Genomic DNA, 20,473 nt, shown 5'->3' with positions numbered 1-20,473 from the left:
GCAAATTATTTAATTAGTTGAATGTCTTTTTTCAATTCGGTGTGGCAAGATTACTTTTTGGTCCTCCACTTCTTCTTTGTTCATAAATTTAGTCAAAAGGCGCATCGCAACTGCACCAATATCATACATTGGCTGTACAACAGTAGATAATGTCGGGCGCACCATTGTGGCCAGCCTGGTATTGTCAAAGCCAACTACTTCCAAATCTTCAGGTACACGGTAGCCCTTATCTTGAGCACCATGGATCACACCAAGTGCCATTTCATCTGAGGCAACAAATACAGCTGTAGGTCTTTCATTCAGTTCTAACAGCTGTTGTACTGCTTCTGCGCCAGAATCATAGGAGTAATCCTCCCGAATAATATAGTCTTCATTAACGGAGCCGCTCAGTTCTTTTACCGCACGAGTATATCCGCTGTATTTCAGTTCATTAATATGCCCGTCATCCAGTCCGGAAATAAAAGCCGGTTGTTTATTACCACTATCAATTAAAAGCTTTGTAGCTTCATATGCAGCCTGCTCATAATCAATATTTACAGATGGTACCACACTATTTTCGTCATACGTTGCAGCCAAAACAACCGGAACCGGAGCGGTCTTGAACTGCTGTACATGCTCTTCAGAAATATGTCCACCCATAAAAATGAGCCCGTCCACCTGTTTTTCCAGCATCGTATCAATAAGTTGGAGTTCTTTGTCTTTATTCTGATCAGAGTTACTCAAAATCATATTGTATTTATACATGGTGGCAATATCTTCAATCCCTCTTGCCAGCTCGGCATAGAATATACTTGAGATATCCGGAATGATCGCACCCACTGTTGTAGTTCTTTTGCTTGCCAAACCTCTTGCCACCGCATTTGGCCGGTAGCCTAAATCTTCAATAACACCCAATACTTTTTTTCTAGTTGTTGGTTTTACATTCGGGTTCCCATTCACAACCCTTGATACGGTCGCCATGGAAACATTTGCCTCTCTTGCTACATCATAAATTGTTATGTTCACAATATCTACCTCCTGCAAAATCTATATCGATCCTGTATTTTCTTTATCATACTCCACATTGAAAAAAATTACAAAAAGAAACCCTATAGAGATACGGTTTTTACGTGCCATCATCTTTTTTGGAAAAACAAGTGAAGGCTGACCATATTTAAGATAGCCAGCCTTCATTTCATCCAATATGAATTACTTTTCCCAGTTAACGGCTTTCCACAGCTTTCATCCGCTTGTCCATTTCATGTACTTCATCCATGAACTCATTAAACGTGGGAATATCCATTTGCTGTGCAGAGTCGGACAGGGCAACAGCCGGATCCGGATGTACTTCCGCCATGACACCATCTGCCCCAATTGCAAGTGCTGCTTTAGCAGTTGGTAATAGCAAGTCTCTTCTCCCTGTTGAATGCGTTACATCTACCATGATCGGCAAGTGTGTTTCTTTTTTCAATACAGGCACTGCGGAAATATCCAGTGTATTTCTTGTTGCTTTTTCATACGTTCTGATACCTCTTTCACAAAGAATGATATTTCCATTCCCGCGTGAAATGATATACTCTGCAGCATTTATGAATTCAGATATGGTTGCAGACAGGCCGCGTTTTAACAGTACCGGCTTATCAACATCACCCGCTGCTTTCAAGAGTTCAAAGTTTTGCATATTTCTGGCACCAATTTGGATGACATCCACATAATCCAAAGCTTCCTCTATATGTGCCGGATTAATTATTTCACTTACTACTGCCAAATCATGTTTATCTGCAGCCTTTTTTAAAATCTGCAGTCCTTCAACACCAAGTCCCTGGAAATCATATGGCGAAGTTCTTGGCTTAAATGCACCGCCGCGCAGCAATTTTATTCCTTTATTTTTAACGGCTTCGGCCACCTGTTCCACTTGCTCATAGCTTTCTACCGCACAAGGCCCCATCACATATTGCGTATTTCCGTTTCCTACCTTCGCACCTTTTATATCAATGACGGTGTTATCCGGTTTCTTTTTCCTTGAGACAAGCAGTGCTTTGCGATGGTCGTCTTCCTGTAATTCAAGCCCTGCCTTAAATATCTCTTTAAATATATGTTCAATTGTCGCATTTTGAAAAGGTCCATCATTTTGTTCAGTGATCTGATCTAGCATATCTCTTTCACGTACAGGATCGAAGCGTTTCGTTCCCTGTTTGGATTTTATTTCACCAATTTGCTGAACAAGTGTTGCACGCTTATTAATGAGTGATAGCATGTCAGCATTCACTTCATCCAGCTCTTTTCGTAATTGATCTAAATTTGCCATGGCTCAACTCTCCTCATCTCAGTTGGTTTTTTTATAATTAGTCACCATTATAGCTAATTATTTTTGCTTTGTCGATAAAAAGTTAATAATTAATTTAAAAAGAATGAAAGGATTCATTTTATGGAGGACAACTGTATATTTGCCTTGGATATCGGCACCCGATCCGTCAGTGGTATCCTACTAGAGCAACATGGGGAAAATTTCTCGATTACCGACCACTATATGCTGGAACATCAGGAACGTTCCATGCGAGACGGTCAAATACATAATGTGCTGGCTGTTGCAGAGATTATTCGGAAGGTAAAGGAAAAACTAGAAAACAGACATGGTGAACTCAAAAAAGTTTGTGTAGCTGCTGCCGGCAGAGCTTTAAAAACAACAGAATCAACAGCTTCCATTGATCTTCATCATCAGCCTATTACAGAGATAGAAACAATGAAGCACTTGGAATTAAGTGCAGTTCAGTCTGCGCAAATGCAGCTGGTTGAAGGAGAAACACAGGATTACAGCTATTATTACTGTGTCGGTTATTCCGTACTTCACTATGCTATTGATGGTGAACAAATCGGCTCACTTATTGATCAAAGCGGAGAAAAAGCTTCGGTTAAGATTATTGCTACCTTTTTACCTAAAATTGTTGTCGAATCTCTCCTTGCCGCTTTGGATCGTGCCGGCCTTGAAATGGAAGCATTGACCCTGGAGCCGATTGCAGCGATTGATGTACTCATACCGGAATCCATGAGACGTCTCAATGTTGCACTGGTCGATAATGGTGCGGGTTCAAGCGATATTGCGATTACAAATAAAGGAACACACCAATCGGAATCGCTATCACAGCAAAACAAAATCCGTACATTACGTGAGTGTTTATGTGAACAGAAAAGTTATCCGACTTTTTGAAATGAAGAAATTAACTGTGGGAGACTATCTCGTGCAAGCCGGAATTGATATGAATAAAATGTATGGAAAACCCGAGATGGCATCGATAGTTTTAGTGAACTCCAATAGTATCACATTGCCGGGGGAAATTGGCGAAGCCCCTGCCATTCTGTTAAATAACGAAAAAACAAATGTCGATAGAGTAATTCAGCATGGTGATGAAATTACTATTCAGAAAGGAATGGATGGAAAAGATCTGAAAGTAAGTCTGGAAGAACTCCTCGGAATTCCACCTCTGAATATTACTTTTAATGGGGATTCTACCCCATTGCATGTTCACTATTATGTGAATGATGAAGCAAAAAAATCCGGATTATATTATCCGTGATAAAGACAAAATTTCTTTAAAACAAGTTAAAACAGTTCATGATTTTCTTATGTATGCAAAAACTGAAAAGCTAGCAAACACAAATGCATTTCCGGTATTTGTGAATAACCAGCAAGTAAACTTAGAAATAGGGGAAACACGAATATTTGTAAATGACAACAAAGTGGATAGCAGCTATAGATTAAAGCAGCATGATCGGCTACTAATGACACCTGCACAACCGCCGACAGTAGATGACCTGCTTCATCAGCTTGATAAAAGCTATTCCAATCACATCAAGGTCAAATTTCAAACAGAAACTGTTACGTTACATGAAAAGCAGCTCAAGGTTTTTCGAAATGAACAGGATGTACACGTCGATGCTAAACTGCATCGAAATGATGCAATAACGATTAAAAAACAATCGACCAATGGTTTTATTTTTCAAGATGTATTTCGCTATGTTGATATTGAATTATTAAACAAAAACGGTAACTTCTCGCTGTTGAAAAATAATGAACCAACCTCCTTTGATGCCGAAATACAACATGGGGATGACCTGGAAATTGTTTGGAAATAATTTGGTGCTACTTTTGGTTTTGAGAAGACCTTTTAAACCATGATCAATTTTTTCCCAGTGCAAATTTACCATCATAAGCATATTGAAATATATTTTCCATTAAAAAATGCACTTGAACATCTCGTTCAAGTGCATTAATCCATTATAATTTCACCAATTAAAAGGCAACTGGCTTTTCCTTATTGCATTTTTTCAACCTCTTCTGCTGCTTTCTCTGCTGCTTCTACTTTTTCCTGTGCTTCATTTGCAGCTTGATCTACTGTACTTTCTCCTTTTCGGCGTTGTTCTTCAATCTTTCCTTTCACCGAATTTGTCATTTCTTTTGTTTTTTCTGTCGCAGTTTTCGTCAGCTCAGAGCTTGTGTCCATCGCTTTTTTCTTCAGCTCGGCACCAGTAGTGTAAGCTTTCTCCTTCCACACAGCTCCTTTTTCCTGTGCTGTACTTCCCAGTTCAATCGCCCGGTCCTTCACCTGGCTGGCACCTTCGTTAATGTCGCCTCTTAGTTCTTTACCTGATTTAGGAGCAAATAATAATGCAGCAGCTGCACCTACCATTCCCCCGATTAATGTACCGATAATAAAATCCTTCGTGTTTATATTGTTATTGTCTGCCATACTCTATTCCTCCTCTTGATTATTATTTTTTCTTCCTTTTCCATAAATCAATAATAGCAGATCCCCATTTCACTGCTTGCGAAACCTTTTCAGGATCTTCGGTTGCTGTTTTTGATATGCTGTTTGAAAGTTGTTTCAATGACTGGTTAAATCCTTTCACCGAATTCCCGATACTTTTTGCACCATCAAACAGCCCGTCCACTTTCTCGGATTTCTGGTTTAGGTCTTCAGCTAACCGGTTTGTTTTATTCAGCAGCTGGGTTGCCTCAGTGGTAACACCCTGCATCTGCTTATCAAGACTATCCAGGGTTTCATGTACATTACTCATAGTCTTCTTGGCCTCTTTTAATGTAAATATTGCATATACGACCAGTACTACAAAAGCAACTGCAGCGATGAATGCTGCAATATACAACATGATTTCCATTTTGACTATCACTTCCTTTACTATGTCTAAATGAGAATGTACGGGATTTATGACAAATGAAGGCTGATGCGACAGAACTACGAAAATTTATATACAAGTAAGTATCATTCCTTGTTGTCGATCGTATCCTATCCCGTGAAAGCCTTTAGTACGTTGCCTACATAATTGTTACCCTTACTTTACTCTATTGAAACAAATATAAAGGTAAAAAAGCAAGCATAGCTTCCTTTCTTTATATTAACCATTCGACAAATATGTATGAAAACCCTTTAATTTTTAATAAAAAATAGTATAGCAAACCCATTAGATTCACTATACTATCCGACTATGCTGTGATCATACTTTCATATGCTTCTTGGAACTTTTGAATATCCCCTGCCCCCATAAATATAAGCACACTGTCTTCGTGCGATTCTAGTATCCGTGTATCCGATAACTCTAAGATCTGGCTGCCATCAATTAAATTTTGTAAATCATGTATGGACAAGACACCCGCATCTTCTCTTGCAGAACCAAAAATATCGCATAAATACACATGATCTGCTTCATTTAAACTATCAGCAAACTCCTGCAGAAATGTTTTTGTCCTCGTAAATGTATGAGGTTGAAAAATAGCAGCGATCTGTTTTTCAGGGTATTTTTTACGTGCAGATTCAATTGTCGCCGTGATTTCCCTAGGGTGATGGGCATAATCATCAATGACAATCTGATCATCAATTTTCTTTTCGGTAAAGCGGCGTTTTACTCCCTTAAAAGTACTTAATTGCTTAATATCATCCACACTCACATTTTCATAATGACAAATGGCAATTACAGCAAGTGCATTTAAAATGTGATGGTCTCCATACATCGGGAGGGTAAATGTGTCATAATACGTATTTCTGACAAACACATCAAATTCCGTACCATCCTTCGTTTCCTGCACATTTTGCGCCTGAAAATCATTGGTGGCATTAAAACCGTAATATACAATTGGCACCTTTGTCTGAATATGCTGCAGTTCTTCGTCATCCCCGCAGGCAATGATTCCTTTTTTCACCCTGTCAGCCATCGATTGAAATGCATCAAACACATCTTCAATACTTGTGAAGTAATCCGGATGATCAAAATCAATATTTGTCATAATGGCGTAATCCGGTTCATACTGCAAAAAGTGTCTGCGATATTCACATGCTTCGAAAACAAAATACTGACTGTCCATATGGCCTTTTCCTGTACCATCGCCAATCAAATACGAAATCGGAAAAGCTTCATGTAAAACATGGGATAAAAGCCCGGTTGTGGATGTTTTTCCATGGGCACCGGTAACAGCAATACTTGTGTATTGCTTTAGCCATTCACCCAGAAATTCATGATAACGATAAAATGTTACGCCTTGTTTTCTCGCTTCTTTTATTTCAATATGGTCATCTGCAAAGGCATTGCCTGCAATGACGGTAAAATCCTGTTGTATATTAGTTTCTGAAAAAGGGAGTATCGGAATTCCTTTCTCTTCCAATGCCTTCTGTGTAAAAAAACGTTTTTCTACATCTGAACCCTGCACCTTTTCGCCTGAATCACGAAGGATCTGTGCAAGAGAAGCCATTCCTGTCCCTTTTATACCAATAAAATGGTAAGTTGTCATAAAAAGAACCTCCAAAATATGCTGTAAGAAACGTGTTTCACATTCTCTAAATATCAATGGCTGCCGTCTTCTTAAAGTATCTATTTATCCATAATTCATTTTATTATTGATGAATATTTCCTTTATTGTTTGATTATTAAACCTTCTTCCTTACGACATGAGTTTGCTCACACTTATTTTCACATTATATCAAAATATAACAGGGTTGAAAATATTTTTCGCTTTTTCATACAAGACGATTTACCTTTGTATGACATTTTAAACGTATTCAAGGGATGCAAAGCTCTACTATAATATAACCTTTTCTAATTAAAGTAAAGTAACCTATTTTTTATCCATGTATCTCCAGCATTATTGTTTACTTTTGATGTTGATCTAATTCGCCGATAAACATAGTATATTTTATCTGGATGACTGGGTAAAATAGGTATGATTAACAACTTATACAATTGGTTTTTATTCGCCTAGGTTCGTGCTTCTTTTACCACATTGTATACATTTATGGTTATAGATGTTCATCCCGCTAACATAACACTGATGCTTACTCACTTTAATTCAACCTTCTTGCAAGGTGGATTACGCGAATTGAGTGACTGGTTTCAGACTGATTTCCACAAGTTGTTAATTTAATTAATATAAAGCCATATTTGTGATGAGTCAGCATCATTTTAACCTGAAAAATCATCATCAATAACCCTCTTGTAACTGAGTTTGTGTCACGAGTATTTCCCTTGGCTTACTGCCATTTTGGCCGGAAATGATTCCTTTATTCTCCAAAGTATCAATCAGTCTTGCTGCTCGATTATAGCCGATTTTATAGTGTCGTTGCAATAGCGATGTACTTGCACCTTGCTGGTTTAAGACAAAATGGATCACGTCCTGCAACAGTTCATCTTCTGTTTCTTCCGTGGATACTTCTTTAAGCAGATCCTCCTGTTCAAATAAATAATTTGGTTCTGCCAGCGTTCTGGCGTACCCGCTCACCCTTTCAATTTCCTCATCGGAAACAAAAGGGCCCTGTAGTCTTGTGCTCTTTCCTGTGCCATTTTCAATAAACAGCATATCCCCTTTGCCAAGCAGCTTCTCGGCACCCGCCGTATCCAAAATGGTACGTGAATCAACCTGGGAGGAGACACTGAAGGCGATTCTGGTTGGTATATTTGCTTTGATCAAACCTGTAATTACATCAACAGATGGCCGCTGTGTAGCCAAAAGTAGATGTATTCCGCATGCCCTTGCTTTTTGGGCAATTCGGCTGATCGCATCTTCCACATCCTGTGGTGCGACCATCATGAGATCGGCCAGTTCATCAATCACGATCACAATAAACGGCATTTTTTCATCCTGCCTGCCTTGCCCGGCTATTTTTTGATTAAACCTTTCTATATCCCGGACACCTTCTTCTACAAATTTCTCGTAACGCTCCTCCATTTCCCTTACAGCCCACTTGAGGGCTTGGGTCGCAGCTTTTACATCAGTAATAACCGGGGAAACAAGATGCGGAATGCCGTTGTACGGAGCAAGTTCTACCATTTTCGGGTCAATCAGAAGGAATTTCACATCCTCATAATTTGCTTTGTACAAAAGACTGACTAAGATGGTGTTAATACAGACACTTTTGCCAGAGCCTGTAGCACCTGCGATAAGTCCATGCGGCATTTTTTGGATATTGGTAATAAGCGGCGTTCCTTCAATATCCAATCCTAAAGCAATCGATAGCGGGGAGTCACTATTTTTAAAGGCATCCGTTTCAAAAATTCCTTGTAAACCAACTTTCTGTGCCTTTTTATTCGGAATTTCGATACCAATTGTCCGTTTACCGGGAATGGGTGCCTCAATCCGGATATCCTTCGCTGCCATATTCAATTTTAAATCATCGCTTAAATTCTTCACTTTACTGACCTTCACACCCATTTCAGGCTGAACTTCAAATCGGGTTACTGTTGGCCCTTGCGTAGCATTTACTACACGTGCCCGCACATTAAAATGCTTCAATGTTTCCTCCAGCAATTCTCTCTGCTGGCGAATCCACCTGTGATCCTCATTGGTTGACTCTTCTTTGTCATCAAGCAAATGGTAAGGGACCCGTTTGAATCTTTTCATCTCGATTGAAGTATCTTTTACCTGTTTTTCCCGCTCCAGCTGTCTTTTTTTGTCAGCTGGCGTCATCATGACATTGAAAGGTACTTTATTTTTCTCTTGCTGATTTCTTTTATCCTTTTGGCTGTGTTTCCGGTATGTAACAGGATTTTCTTTTGATTGATTTTTGATTGATTTTTGTTGTGAATCTGTAATTGATTCCGAACGCGAAGAATCCTTTCTCTCGCGAACAGGCATAGCTTTATTTTCCTGCTCGCTTGTTTGTCTTGGCTTTGCTGAGATGCTTTCCTCTGGATTTTGTACTTCATCCCCCGTATTCGTCATTGAACTTTCAGTGATAAATTTTCCTGTCTCTGTTTTTGTGGAAAAATTATCAACGGCATTTAGTTTATTATCGGTATTCGGGATGCCGCTCTCACTGCCAGCCCATCCCGCCTCTACTTCTTGCTCCGTTGTTTCCTCACTGACAGATGGATCCTGCTGAATATTTAGGTATTCCTGATTATTTTCATATTTATCGGGAGAGAACATTGCTGCTGTTTGCTGAATGCCTTCCTCCCCATCTTCAGTCTTAATTTCTTCCGCAAATTCTTGGTGCTTCTCTCTTTTTCGTTTATACGCGGGTACATTTTCAATCTCGTTTCTATTTCTTCGAGGCTGAAATCCGTAAATCGGCGAAGGAACTTCTGTTGGTTTAAATGGTGTATTCTGTTTCTTCTTATATATTTTACTTGTATCCTCTATTTTTCTATTCCCGGTTGGCTTTGTCTGCTTTGTATCAGGCTTTCTCCGTTCATAAGCAGGCTTATCTGCAACCTGTTTATGTTCTGGTTGCGCCGAATGCTGATCAGGGATGACAGGAAAACGAAAGGGTTTCTCTTTTGGATATTGATAGGTCATTTTTGCCTTTACATTCAGATTTCTGTTTTTCTGATCTATTTCCTGATGATTATTCGGTTCATTATCTGAAAAAAGCTTGCCTAATTTGTCTTTCCAACTTCCCCACATCATATTTCACTCATTTCTTTTCTTACAGTTAATACTATATTAGCATTATATCAATTATTTTGCCGATACATTTTTTAAACAAGATAAAAAGAATGACAATCCACCTTAAAAAAGATTGTCATTTACCTTTATATTAAAATTCGAATGGCTCCCCTATCCCGCAGGAGTTCTCAAGCACATAAATGCCTTTTTCTTTTGGTGCGTTTGGCAACCCTAATTCTTTTTGCGAACATATCATACCATTCGATGGCACCCCGCGCAATTCTGTCGGTTTAATTTTTAATCCGCTCGGCATGACAGCACCAACTTTCGCAACAACGACCTTCTGGGCTTTTTCCACGTTTGGAGCACCACAAACGATCTGCAGTATCTCATCACCGACATCGACCTGGCAGACACTTAGTTTATCCGCATTTTCATGGCTGCCTTTATCTGTGACATAACCAACTACAAATTTCGAGCTTAAATCTACATCCAGCTTATCCTTTATACCATTTTTTTCAAAGACCTGCTTTATCTGGTTTAAAAGGGCTTCTGTTAAAGTTATTTGTCCTGTCTCAGATAGTGAAAAATAATTCGATGCTTGAAATATATTGTAGCCGAGAAAGCCCCCTTCAAGATCCATTATTTTTACAACATCCCCATGTTTTTCATGTTTTATATTATAACGTTCACCCTCCTTCAAGGGAACGATGAGTACATCTCCTATTCCGTCCGGATTATAAAAAACTTCCATCACAATCTTCCTTCCTATTTGGTTTCTGGCCTGTTTTTTGCAAGGATAAAGATAGGCTCCAAATGTTTATCTTCATAAATAAATGGCAGCGATGTAATTGGAATCCGCCCTTCAGCGAAAAACTTCATCGTCATTTGCGCCAGAATATCATAGCCGGTTTTATTTTGAATATCCGCGATAATAAGCACATCCTGATGCGGAACCGCAACAGCCAGTTCCTCCCCTTTCGCATTGGCTTTCATTTCTTCAAGAAAAGCTTCATTTAAAATATGACTGGCATCATAACCATCCTGCTTCGCAACAAAATAAAAATCATTATCCGCTACGGTATCCTTTTTATAATCAATTTCTCGTGAACGCAGGTTGAATGAAGCAACTTCATCGACTCTTTCTTTCGTCCATCCCTCTTTTTCAAGCAGGGATTCATCAATTAACCGGTAAGACTTGCCTAAATCAAGGGCATAATAAACCCTCGTTTCCGCAGTATGCTCCTTATACACCATTTTTTGTTTTGACTTTGTTTCAGTAGGAAAAGAAGTGGCTCGAATAACAGGGAATATATTTTTTTCCATACCGGACAGATGGTGTTCCTCATTCATGATGCGAAGCGCTTCTCTCACATGCTCTGTTATATCGTCGAGGGCAACCTCGCCGCGCTCATTATATTTGGCGACGACGTTCGGGAGGGTAATCGTGATTCCCTTCTTAGCGTGCTTCCATTCGACACGAAATGTATCCTTATCCCTGTTATAGGAAGTTCGGTAATTTTCGTTATCAAAACGTTCTTTAAGTATATTTTTCAGTTTCACTGTCGTCATTTTCATACTTATTGCCTCCTCATTTAATTCAAGAGCTGGAAGCTTCTGTCAATTATACTGGAAGTTCTTTTAAAAATTGTGTGATCTCTTCCTTTGTCTTTCTATTTTTGCTTACAAATCTTCCAACTTCCTCTCCCTGGTGAAAAACCAAAAAACTTGGGATTCCAAATACGTCATAGTCCTGACAGATAGCTATAAATTCATCGCGGTCCACTTGTACGAAAGTGAAATCGGAGAATTCTTCCTCGATGGCCGGTAAAACAGGTTCAATAAATGTACAATCCGGACACCAGCCTGCAGTGAAATACATGATTATTTTGTTGTCTTTTATCTTTTGATTAAATTGATCTGTTGATTGAAGATTTTCCATTGCTGCATCCTCCTTCAAAAGCTTTTGACATTAATTATATAGACTTATTAAAAATGGATGTTCATGACCTTGTTATCATTATCCAAGATTCGAACCCGTTAGGCAAGAAAAAATGACTCGGCACATTTCCTTCAAATTGAACCTGCTGTAACAATTACTTTAAAAATACACGAATATTGTTTACTATAATAGATAGATTCATGAAAAATAACGGAGGGATATTATGGATTTAACAGTTTATTTAGCTGGACAAATTCACGATGACTGGCGTGAAGATGTTAAACAAATCGCCAAGGAAAAAGATCTGTCATTAACTTTTGTAGCTCCACAAACGAACCATTATCGTTCAGATGATATTGGGGAAGCGATTTTAGGAAAACAGCCGGATAATGTGTACCGCGATGACGCAGCATCCAGTGTCAATAACTTCCGCACACAGGTGCTTATGCAAAAATCAGACGTTGTCATTGCGTTATTCGGAGAAAAATATAAACAGTGGAACACAGCGATGGATGCAAGTGCCGCTATCACAATGGGCAAGCCAACCATTATCGTCCGTGACGAATCGCTTGTGCATCCATTAAAGGAATTATCCAACAAAGCAAACATTACAGTGGAAACGGTAGAACAGGCACTTGATGTGATTGCCTATATTTATGAATAGCAAGTGCAAAAGCAGCGGGGATTTACCGCTGCTTTTTCCTTTCCCAATATTCCATTTGTCCTCTCAAAAGCCATACAACATGTTCAAACATATACTTTCGAGAAATTCGGTCATTCGTAAAAATGCCGATAGCGCCTTCTTTATTTCTTACATCTTTCTTTTTTGCATAGCTGTCCATGACATTCCCAAGTTCAGCACCCTGCTGCAACTTTTCGGTGATCTCCTCCGGAAGTAAAATTCTTGCACCACTCGCTGTGAAAACATCTTTATCCGGTGCCACGAGTGCTCCCCAATTACATAAAAAGAGCTGATCATTCAGGTACATTACGCCGCCTTCCAATCCAATCCCTCTGGAAAAAGGGTCGTAATCCAAGCATTTCATCGCTCGGTTCATCGCTCCCTGCCTTGTTTCTTCATCGGAGAATGGCTGTGCAGCGACATCAGACGAAACTTTTACGCCAATTATATCTCTTTCCGGAAATACAGCTCGTACTGCTTCTATTTTAGCGGGGTTTTCAGAACCTAAAATGATATTCACATACGTTCATCCATTTCTAGTAACAATTTATGCTTTTCTAATTTGATCTACTGTATTTTGGTCCGTTTGTTTTACAAGCTTTACAAGCAGTTCTTTTGCAGCTGCATAGTCATCTACATGAATGATGGAAGCCGAAGTATGAATATAACGCGAACAAATACCTACAACAGCAGACGGCACGCCATCATTTGAGATATGTACACGTCCTGCATCCGTTCCACCCTGAGATACAAAAAACTGGTACGGAATATTATTGGATTCTGCTGTGTCCAGAATAAATTCTCTCATACCACGATGCGTTATCATCGTGCGGTCAAAAATTCTGAGCAAGGCACCTTTTCCAACATGACCGAATTCTTTTTCATCCCCTTTTGCATCATTGGCAGGGGAAGCATCGAGCGCATAGAAAATATCCGGCTTAATCATATTCGCTGCAACCTGTGCCCCGCGAAGGCCCACCTCTTCCTGAACTGTTGCCCCAGAATATAACTTGTTTGGCACCGTTTCACTTTGCAATTCTTTTAGTAATTCAATGGATAAACCACAGCCATAACGATTATCCCAAGCTTTAGCAAGGATTTTTTTCTCGTTAGCCATCGGCGTAAATGGTGTCAAAGGAACAATTTGCTGCCCAGGTATTACACCAATTTGTTCTGCATCCTCTTTGTCATCCGCCCCGATATCAATCAGCATATGTTTAATTTCCATCGGCTTTTTCCGCTGTTCAGGCGTCAAATTATGCGGCGGAATGGAACCAATCACACCAACCACAGGCCCATTATTTGTCATTACTTGTACGCGCTGAGCAAGTAATACCTGATTCCACCAGCCTCCTAACGTTTGAAAGCGAATCATTCCGTTTTTCGTAATTTGGGTGACCATAAAGCCTACTTCGTCCATGTGTCCGGCAACCATTACTTTCGGACCTTCCCCATTTTTCACACCGAATACACCACCGAGATTATCCTGGATCACTTCATCAGCGTATTTTTCTAATTCCTTTTCCATGTAGCCTCTGACTAACTGTTCATTCCCCGGGGCTCCTTGCAGTTCAGTTAGATTTTTAAATAAATCCTTCGTTTCCTGGTTCATGTAATCCCTCCATTAGATTCTATGTATAGTGTTAAGTATAACGGAAAGCGACAATTTGTTTCCACTTTCCAATTGTTTGCTTATTTAATTTTCTATTTTAATTGCTTTCCTGTATAATGAGGAGTATATATTATGTAATTTAAATTGCTTACAAGAGGTGAAAGAACAATGGGTGTAAAAAGAGTAGCACTTGCTGCAGGGATAGGAGTTGTAGTTGGTTACTTAGCTGGTCAACAAATGGAAAACTTTCAAAAAATAACCCCGGAAAGAGCATTGAATCGGGCAAAAGAAACATATAAAAAGAGCGGTCCAATAAGTGGCTCTTGGATTTATATGAAGCCGGAGGAAGTGGAAATGAACGGATTGTTGTATGATGCGTATAAAGGCGGCGTTACCCGTAATGTGGATGGAACTAATAAGCAATATGAATTTTATGTGGATCTTGAAACGGGAACGGTTATTGATTCGATTGAAACAACATAGAAATCAGTATTTATGACATAGGCCGGATAGATATCACGTTTAGTAAACCAAATACAACTGATCCATTTTGGGGAGAGAAATGCTAATAATAGTAGAGACAACTTACCAATTAGCATTATGAATATAATAAGCAAAACAACTCATAAAATGGTGTGTTTTTTACCTTTAATTCAGCTTTCTCATTTTACAGTAAGAAAGTTTTATACTTTCTTATCTGCCAAAAAAATAAGAAGCCCTTCTGTTACAGAAGGGCTTCTTATCAATTATAAATTATTATTTAACAACGTTAGTTGCTTGTGGTCCACGGTTACCTTCTTCGATATCAAAAGAAACTGTTTGACCTTCTTCTAATGTTTTGAAACCTTCGCCTTGAATTGCTGAGAAGTGTACGAATACATCGTCTCCACCTTCAACTTCGATAAATCCAAAACCTTTTTCTGCGTTAAACCATTTTACTGAACCTGTGTTCATGTGAAATTCCTCCATTGTGCATACTGCACGTTTATTACTTTAGTTGTTCTGATAATAATTCAAGACGATGATATACATTTTCAAGCTATGACATAGATCCTGTATTGCTAACACGAACAATTTAAGTTATTCATAGTATAACACGTATCATTTAAAAAAGATACCTTCTTCTGTCTGGTTTATACATATAATCTTCTTGTTCAATTATTGCACCAGTTACTTTCATATTCAAAATCGCTCTGCATAGGCTTTATACCAACGATATGGTTGTACTTCCTTTAGTGTTTTATAGTCCAGTTTATCAAATGATACCCTTACATATTCTCGTTTCTGCCACTCTGCTGCCCGCTTAAGTGCAAAATAGGGAGTGTGAAACGCTATGCGCTTTACACTCCCTGAATATAATGCTATTGAGTACCTTCTCCCCTGAAGCTGAACCCTTTAATTATTTTTATTAATATATTGTCGTTTATTATCTTCTATTCCTGCCAGGCAAATTACTGCAGGATCTTTTTCAACCTCAAGCTTCATAGTGGAACCATCCACAGGTAATGTTTCTTCAAAAATCTGTTCATACTCTTCAACTGATACTTCTTTCCGTGATTCAAACAATTCAGTGTGCTGCTTTATCCGTAAATGGTCTTGATATCCGGGTTGAAGAATCCCCGTGAAAAACTCACCGACTGCGCCTGAACCATAGCTAAACAGACCAATTCGCGCCCCTTCTTCCAGGCCCGGTTTATTTTCAAGTAAAGATATTAAACTCAAATATAAGGAACCCGTATAGATATTTCCGACAATCCGGTTATAGAGTGTGCTTTGTTGGTAATTATTCACTAATCGCTCGTTATCTTCCTCACTGCCTTCATCAAAAATGGTTCGCAGCGCTTTTAAACCCATTTTCGTATACGGCAAATGAAAACATAATGCTTCAAAATCTTTGATGCCAAGCCCTGTTTTTTCTTTATAGCCATTCCATACATTGGAAAAGAATGCAATATACTGCTCATTAGAAAACTTCCCGTCTACAAACGCGGTTTCCGAATAAATCGGACGCCAGAAGTCCATAATATCGCTCGTTAAATACGTACTATCACTTTCAAGGGCCATGATTTTTGGATCTTTGCTCATAAGTACGGCAACAGCCCCTGCACCTTGAGTAGACTCCCCGCCAGTGTTTAGACCGTATCTTGCTATATCTGATCCGAGCACAAGCACTTTGCTGTCAGGGTTTAGCGCTATATGACCTTTTGCCATTTGAACCCCTGCAGTTGCACCATAACATGCCTGCTTTACTTCAATTGTTCTTGCCTGCTCGTTTAGTCCGAGTAAATGATGAACATAAACGCCAGCTGCTTTTGAGTTGTCAATGCCAGTTTCGGTTCCAAATATCACAAAATCAATAGCTTGTTTATCTTCTTTGCTTAATATTTCCAAAGCAGCATTAGCAGCAAGTGTTACCGGATCCTGAGTAATCGGTGCAAGCGCCATTTCCTCCTGTCCAATCCCAATTGTAAATTTATCCGAATCAATGTTTCTTGCTGCAGCTAAATTTTTCATATCCAAATATAGATGAGGTGCGTAAAATCCTATTTTATCGATTCCTATTTTCAAACTGATTCTCCTCTCTAACGCCAAAAAACTGTATAATAATATGCTAGTGAAGTAATGAACAAGTCAATACACTGTTTTCATACAATAAATAATAATATATTACGTGGGGAAAAACAATGATTTAATCGCTGTCAATAACTGTATGCAGGAGAAAGAAATTTTGTTTTAATATTGAAGGCAATCCTTATCACTAAAATAGAGTACCCAAAAATAAATTCGAGTACTCCAAATTAATACAACCGCTTATTCCCTATTTGCCACCATACTCATAACGCTCACGTTCTACCTCGTCCAATCTCTCCCCATCCACATTAAACTTTATCGCACGATAGTAGGCATCATGATAAAATGTATACCAAGCTTGTTTTTTATAGCCAAAATCCATCCACTGCTCTTTCTGATGTACGGAAGTGACCGGATAATCGTCATAGGCTAATGCCCACAATTTATTCTGGTGGGCATGTGTCGGCATAATATCTGCCATGTGAATGAAGCAGTCTTCCCCCTCTTCAAATACGAGAATACAATGGCCATCACTGTGACCGCTCGTGTGGATCATTTTTAATCCATCAGCAATTTTTATTTCTTTCTCAAAAGTTTCTACTTGGCTAATAATTGGCTCCCAGTTCATCTTCCAATATGTATTTTGGGAGCGGATATTCGGATTTCTCATTTCATGCCATTCCACAGCAGAAGTGTAAATTTTAGCGTTTTCAAAAACTGGCCCAAACTCACCCTGTTCATCTTTTTTCGTGAGACCACAAGCATGGTCAAAATGTAAATGGGTCATGAGCACAATATCAATATCACCAACATTAAGTCCAACTTTCTCCAATGAAGCTACTATCGAAGATTCTTCCTTCACACCAAAATTCCGCAATTGCTTGTCCGTTAATTTATCGTTCCCCATTCCAGTGTCAATCAGATAATTTTTCCCGTCCAGCTGCAGTAAAATCGGATCTGTCCGCAGCTCGATTTGGTTTTTATCATTATGAGGATATTTTTTGCTCCATAAGGCTTTGGGCACTACACCAAACATAGCACCCCCATCAAGAAAATTAACTCCCCCGTTCAGCCATGTTAATTTTGCTCTTCCTACCTGCAATGTTTCCATTTTGCTTCTCCTCCTTGCAACACAAAGTTGAATCTCTTTACATCATACTTAATTAATTTTATCATAACAAATTTACTGGTTATAGTTACGCGAAAGGACTTTATTATTATAAAAATAAAACTTTAAACAATTTCAACAAATACTGCCTATTACAGTTAGTATCACTGATTATTTTACTTATTGTAAAAAAATCATTAATCTATAACTAGGTTCATTCGAAAACAGCAACCAAGTGTATTGCTGATGCAGGAAGGATGGAGAATTTGCAAAAACTTATAAACAGTGAAAGATGGAATGTTATCGTTAAATTATTGCCAGGGCTTATTCTTTGCCTGGGCGTAATGTTCATCGGCATTTACGGAGCTGAGTTTATTGGATATATCATGATTAATGCAGGGCTTTTATCACCGGAAAGTGAAACACCGGTTTCCGGGATCTTTGTGGCTATAATTATAGGAATCATTATTCGTAATACGATTAGCCTTTCAGATGTGTTTGCCAAGGGTATTTCTTTTTCCGTAAAATATGCCTTGCGTGCCGGAATTATTTTGCTCGGGCTTCGTTTAAGTTTAATGGAGGCAATAAAACTGGGAGCGTTCGGCATACCACTTATTGTGGCATGTATTGCTTCAGGGTTATTTATCACGCTGTATTTAACGAATAAGATGAAGCAGTCCTATCGCTTAGGAACCTTAATTGCTACCGGAACAGGGATCTGCGGCGTAACTGCGATTATGGCGACATCCCCTGTCATCAAGGCTAAGGAAAATGAAATTTCTTATGCGGTTGCTAATATTACTATTTTCGGGTTAACCGGTATGATGCTGTATCCGTTTTTAGCCAATTTTTTATTTGCGGATGACCCTATTAAAGCTGGGATGTTTCTCGGTACAGCCATTCATGATACAGCCCAAGTGACAGGTGCTGCATTAATTTATGACCAGTTCTTTCAAACGCAGACTGTCGTTGATGTCGCAACCGTTACAAAATTAACAAGGAATTTATTTATTATTGCTATTATACCGCTTGTTTCCTATTTATTTTTCAAAAATACGAACAAGAAAAATGCCGAGGAAAAGCAAATGCCGAAATGGTATACATTTATTCCGCTATTCGTGATTGGATTTTTGCTCCTCTCCTTCGTAAGGACGATCGGGGATGTGACACTTGAAAATACAGGTACAGCCTTTGGATTTCTCCAGCAGAGTACATGGGAAGGGATCTATAGTAATGCCAGTTCGTTCGGAACCACTTATCTTCTTGGAATTGCGATGGCGGGAGTCGGTTTATCTACTAACTTTGCTGCTTTTAAGGGAATTGGGATTAAACCATTTTATATCGGCTTTACAGCTGCAGTGTCAGTAGGTATTGTCAGTATAATTCTTATCTCGCTGTTCGGTCATTTTGTTGTCGTTTGATGTTTTTATGCGTTTAAAGCCTACTTAAAACATAAATAATGTTATAATTATTGGAAAAGTACATAGGGGGGCGTTTTTTTTGCTTGAGAATATTTTTCAGGACATAGATGAACATTACGAGGAGATGGTAGAAATTCGCAGGTACCTTCATCAATTCCCGGAACTTTCTTTTCATGAGACGAAAACCGCAGCATATATCGCTGATTTTTATGAGGAGTTGGGAATTCCGTATGTAACTAATATCGGCGGGAATGGCGTTGTTGCCACATTAAAAGGAGGAAAGTCGGGAAAAATCATTGCGCTTAGGGCTGATTTTGACGGGCTGCCGATTCAGGATGAAAAAGATGTGCCGTATAAATCCAAGGTGGATGGCGTTATGCATGCATGCGGACATGACGGGCACACAGCAACCCTTCTGACACTTGCTAAAGTAATGAAAGAATATAAAGAAGAGCTGACCGGGACGATAGTTTTTCTCCATCAGCATGCAGAGGAGTACGCTCCCGGCGGCGCTAAACCAATGATTGAAGCTGGCGCAATTGATAACGTGGAAGCAGTTTTCGGCACGCATTTATGGGTGACTACTCCCCTCGGTGTCATTCAAACATCTAAACGCGAGTTCATGGCTGGAGCAGACCGGTTTGAAATAACGATCCAAGGCCAAGGTGGTCATGGGGCGCTCCCCCACCAGACAAAAGATGCCATTGTTCTCGGTTCAGAGCTCGTAACACAACTTCAGCAGATTGTGAGCAGAAGGCTGGACCCACTTGAAACAGCGGTAGTAACAGTAGGCGAGTTTGTTGCAGGCCAGGCATTTAATATCATTGCCGATTCTGCCAAACTGGTGGGTACGGTTCGCTATTTTAATCCAGAAGTTCAGCATAGAATCATCGAAGAAATGGAAAAAATAATAAAAGGAATTACTGACACCAATGATGCCAGCTATACATTTAATTATTTGAAAGGCTATCCGCCTTTGGTTAACCATAAAGCAGAAGCGGAGTTGGTTCTCGAGGCAAGCAAAAATATTAAAGAAGTAAATGTAACAGAAGAAATTTTACCAGTCATGGGCGGAGAAGATTTTGCCTATTATATGATGGAAAAACCGGGAACCTATTTCTTCACCGGAGCGCATAAAGAAGGCAGTGATTACCCACATCACCATCCGAAATTTGATATTGACGAGCGGGCATTGCCGATTGCTGCCAAAGCATTAATTCAGGCTTATTTTGCTTATCAGGAGAGAACAAAATAAACCTATTCAAACGT

The 20,473-nt window shown here is 39.2% G+C and carries 21 protein-coding genes; 7 read left to right on the top strand and 14 right to left on the bottom strand.

The window, feature by feature from the left end:
• Positions 1 to 9: 9 nt before the first annotated feature.
• Together ccpA and ACDX78_RS08940 are read right to left on the bottom strand one after the other, a co-directional pair.
• Positions 10 to 1,005, bottom strand: coding sequence for a catabolite control protein A (gene ccpA, locus ACDX78_RS08945; protein ID WP_486027111.1), 996 nt, complete (start codon positions 1,003 to 1,005; stop codon positions 10 to 12).
• Between the two features lie 196 nt (positions 1,006 to 1,201).
• Positions 1,202 to 2,287, bottom strand: a complete 1,086-nt coding sequence (locus tag ACDX78_RS08940) for a bifunctional 3-deoxy-7-phosphoheptulonate synthase/chorismate mutase (protein WP_486027109.1) — start codon at positions 2,285 to 2,287, stop codon at positions 1,202 to 1,204.
• A gap of 120 nt (positions 2,288 to 2,407) precedes the next feature.
• Between ACDX78_RS08940 and ACDX78_RS08935 the strand changes: the two genes are divergently transcribed.
• Genes ACDX78_RS08935 through ACDX78_RS08925 form a run of 3 tightly spaced genes read left to right on the top strand, consistent with a single transcriptional unit; the run spans position 2,408 to position 4,113 of the window.
• A complete protein-coding gene (locus ACDX78_RS08935; RefSeq protein ID WP_486027107.1) occupies positions 2,408 to 3,187 on the top strand; it encodes a cell division protein FtsA in 780 nt (259 codons plus the stop codon).
• The gene (locus tag ACDX78_RS08930) at positions 3,159 to 3,554 is read left to right on the top strand and encodes a hypothetical protein (RefSeq protein ID WP_486027105.1); all 396 of its coding nucleotides are present in this window, start codon (positions 3,159 to 3,161) and stop codon (positions 3,552 to 3,554) included. Before ACDX78_RS08935 ends, ACDX78_RS08930 begins: the two co-directional genes overlap by 29 nt.
• A complete protein-coding gene (locus ACDX78_RS08925; RefSeq protein WP_486027103.1) occupies positions 3,517 to 4,113 on the top strand; it encodes a hypothetical protein in 597 nt (198 codons plus the stop codon). Before ACDX78_RS08930 ends, ACDX78_RS08925 begins: the two co-directional genes overlap by 38 nt.
• Positions 4,114 to 4,292: 179 nt before the next feature.
• Here ACDX78_RS08925 and ACDX78_RS08920 read toward each other — a convergent pair whose 3' ends face one another.
• The 7 genes from ACDX78_RS08920 to ACDX78_RS08890 all read right to left on the bottom strand — a co-directional run bounded on the left by ACDX78_RS08920 (position 4,293) and on the right by ACDX78_RS08890 (position 11,810).
• The gene (locus tag ACDX78_RS08920) at positions 4,293 to 4,727 is read right to left on the bottom strand and encodes a YtxH domain-containing protein (protein ID WP_486027101.1); all 435 of its coding nucleotides are present in this window, start codon (positions 4,725 to 4,727) and stop codon (positions 4,293 to 4,295) included.
• Between the two features lie 22 nt (positions 4,728 to 4,749).
• Complete coding sequence (locus tag ACDX78_RS08915) at positions 4,750 to 5,154, bottom strand: DUF948 domain-containing protein (RefSeq protein WP_486027099.1); 405 nt, start codon at positions 5,152 to 5,154, stop codon at positions 4,750 to 4,752.
• A gap of 325 nt (positions 5,155 to 5,479) precedes the next feature.
• On the bottom strand, positions 5,480 to 6,778 hold the full coding sequence (murC, locus tag ACDX78_RS08910) for a UDP-N-acetylmuramate--L-alanine ligase (protein ID WP_486027098.1): 1,299 nt from the start codon (positions 6,776 to 6,778) through the stop codon (positions 5,480 to 5,482).
• A 687-nt stretch (positions 6,779 to 7,465) separates the two neighbouring features.
• A complete protein-coding gene (locus ACDX78_RS08905; protein WP_486027148.1) occupies positions 7,466 to 9,886 on the bottom strand; it encodes a DNA translocase FtsK in 2,421 nt (806 codons plus the stop codon).
• Between the two features lie 133 nt (positions 9,887 to 10,019).
• Positions 10,020 to 10,622, bottom strand: a complete 603-nt coding sequence (gene ytpR, locus ACDX78_RS08900; RefSeq protein ID WP_486027096.1) for a YtpR family tRNA-binding protein — start codon at positions 10,620 to 10,622, stop codon at positions 10,020 to 10,022.
• 14 nt (positions 10,623 to 10,636) lie between these two features.
• Positions 10,637 to 11,446 carry a DUF1444 domain-containing protein gene (locus tag ACDX78_RS08895; RefSeq protein ID WP_486027094.1) on the bottom strand — a complete coding sequence of 270 codons (810 nt, stop codon included), beginning with the start codon at positions 11,444 to 11,446 and terminating at the stop codon, positions 10,637 to 10,639.
• A gap of 46 nt (positions 11,447 to 11,492) precedes the next feature.
• The gene (locus ACDX78_RS08890) at positions 11,493 to 11,810 is read right to left on the bottom strand and encodes a thioredoxin family protein (protein WP_486027093.1); all 318 of its coding nucleotides are present in this window, start codon (positions 11,808 to 11,810) and stop codon (positions 11,493 to 11,495) included.
• A 223-nt stretch (positions 11,811 to 12,033) separates the two neighbouring features.
• On the opposite strand from ACDX78_RS08890, the gene ACDX78_RS08885 reads away from it, so the two are divergent.
• The gene (locus ACDX78_RS08885) at positions 12,034 to 12,474 is read left to right on the top strand and encodes a YtoQ family protein (protein ID WP_486027091.1); all 441 of its coding nucleotides are present in this window, start codon (positions 12,034 to 12,036) and stop codon (positions 12,472 to 12,474) included.
• A gap of 22 nt (positions 12,475 to 12,496) precedes the next feature.
• Here the strand turns inward: ACDX78_RS08885 and ACDX78_RS08880 are convergent, their stop codons facing one another.
• Positions 12,497 to 13,012: a DUF84 family protein gene (locus tag ACDX78_RS08880; RefSeq protein WP_486027090.1), complete on the bottom strand. Its 516-nt coding sequence runs from the start codon at positions 13,010 to 13,012 to the stop codon at positions 12,497 to 12,499.
• 27 nt (positions 13,013 to 13,039) lie between these two features.
• Positions 13,040 to 14,104: a M42 family metallopeptidase gene (locus ACDX78_RS08875; protein WP_486027088.1), complete on the bottom strand. Its 1,065-nt coding sequence runs from the start codon at positions 14,102 to 14,104 to the stop codon at positions 13,040 to 13,042.
• A 168-nt stretch (positions 14,105 to 14,272) separates the two neighbouring features.
• Between ACDX78_RS08875 and ACDX78_RS08870 the strand changes: the two genes are divergently transcribed.
• Positions 14,273 to 14,587, top strand: a complete 315-nt coding sequence (locus ACDX78_RS08870) for a PepSY domain-containing protein (protein WP_486027086.1) — start codon at positions 14,273 to 14,275, stop codon at positions 14,585 to 14,587.
• Positions 14,588 to 14,860: 273 nt separating this feature from the next.
• Here the strand turns inward: ACDX78_RS08870 and cspD are convergent, their stop codons facing one another.
• The 3 genes from cspD to ACDX78_RS08855 form a co-directional block, all read right to left on the bottom strand.
• On the bottom strand, positions 14,861 to 15,058 hold the full coding sequence (gene cspD / locus ACDX78_RS08865) for a cold-shock protein CspD (RefSeq protein WP_212926126.1): 198 nt from the start codon (positions 15,056 to 15,058) through the stop codon (positions 14,861 to 14,863).
• A 441-nt stretch (positions 15,059 to 15,499) separates the two neighbouring features.
• Positions 15,500 to 16,672, bottom strand: a complete 1,173-nt coding sequence (locus ACDX78_RS08860) for a hydroxymethylglutaryl-CoA synthase (protein ID WP_486027084.1) — start codon at positions 16,670 to 16,672, stop codon at positions 15,500 to 15,502.
• Between the two features lie 250 nt (positions 16,673 to 16,922).
• On the bottom strand, positions 16,923 to 17,786 hold the full coding sequence (locus ACDX78_RS08855; protein ID WP_486027082.1) for a YtnP family quorum-quenching lactonase: 864 nt from the start codon (positions 17,784 to 17,786) through the stop codon (positions 16,923 to 16,925).
• A 263-nt stretch (positions 17,787 to 18,049) separates the two neighbouring features.
• On the opposite strand from ACDX78_RS08855, the gene ACDX78_RS08850 reads away from it, so the two are divergent.
• Together ACDX78_RS08850 and ACDX78_RS08845 are read left to right on the top strand one after the other, a co-directional pair.
• Positions 18,050 to 19,204 carry a YeiH family protein gene (locus tag ACDX78_RS08850; RefSeq protein WP_486027081.1) on the top strand — a complete coding sequence of 385 codons (1,155 nt, stop codon included), beginning with the start codon at positions 18,050 to 18,052 and terminating at the stop codon, positions 19,202 to 19,204.
• A gap of 79 nt (positions 19,205 to 19,283) precedes the next feature.
• A complete protein-coding gene (locus ACDX78_RS08845; protein WP_486027079.1) occupies positions 19,284 to 20,459 on the top strand; it encodes a M20 metallopeptidase family protein in 1,176 nt (391 codons plus the stop codon).
• The last annotated feature ends 14 nt before the right edge of the window (positions 20,460 to 20,473 follow it).

It is taken from the genome of Virgibacillus oceani, assembly GCF_041521345.1.
Lineage (GTDB): Bacteria > Bacillota > Bacilli > Bacillales > Amphibacillaceae > Virgibacillus_N > Virgibacillus_N oceani_A.
The sequence above is the reverse complement of the archived record's forward strand: the minus strand, read 5'-3'. Positions and strand labels throughout refer to the sequence as shown.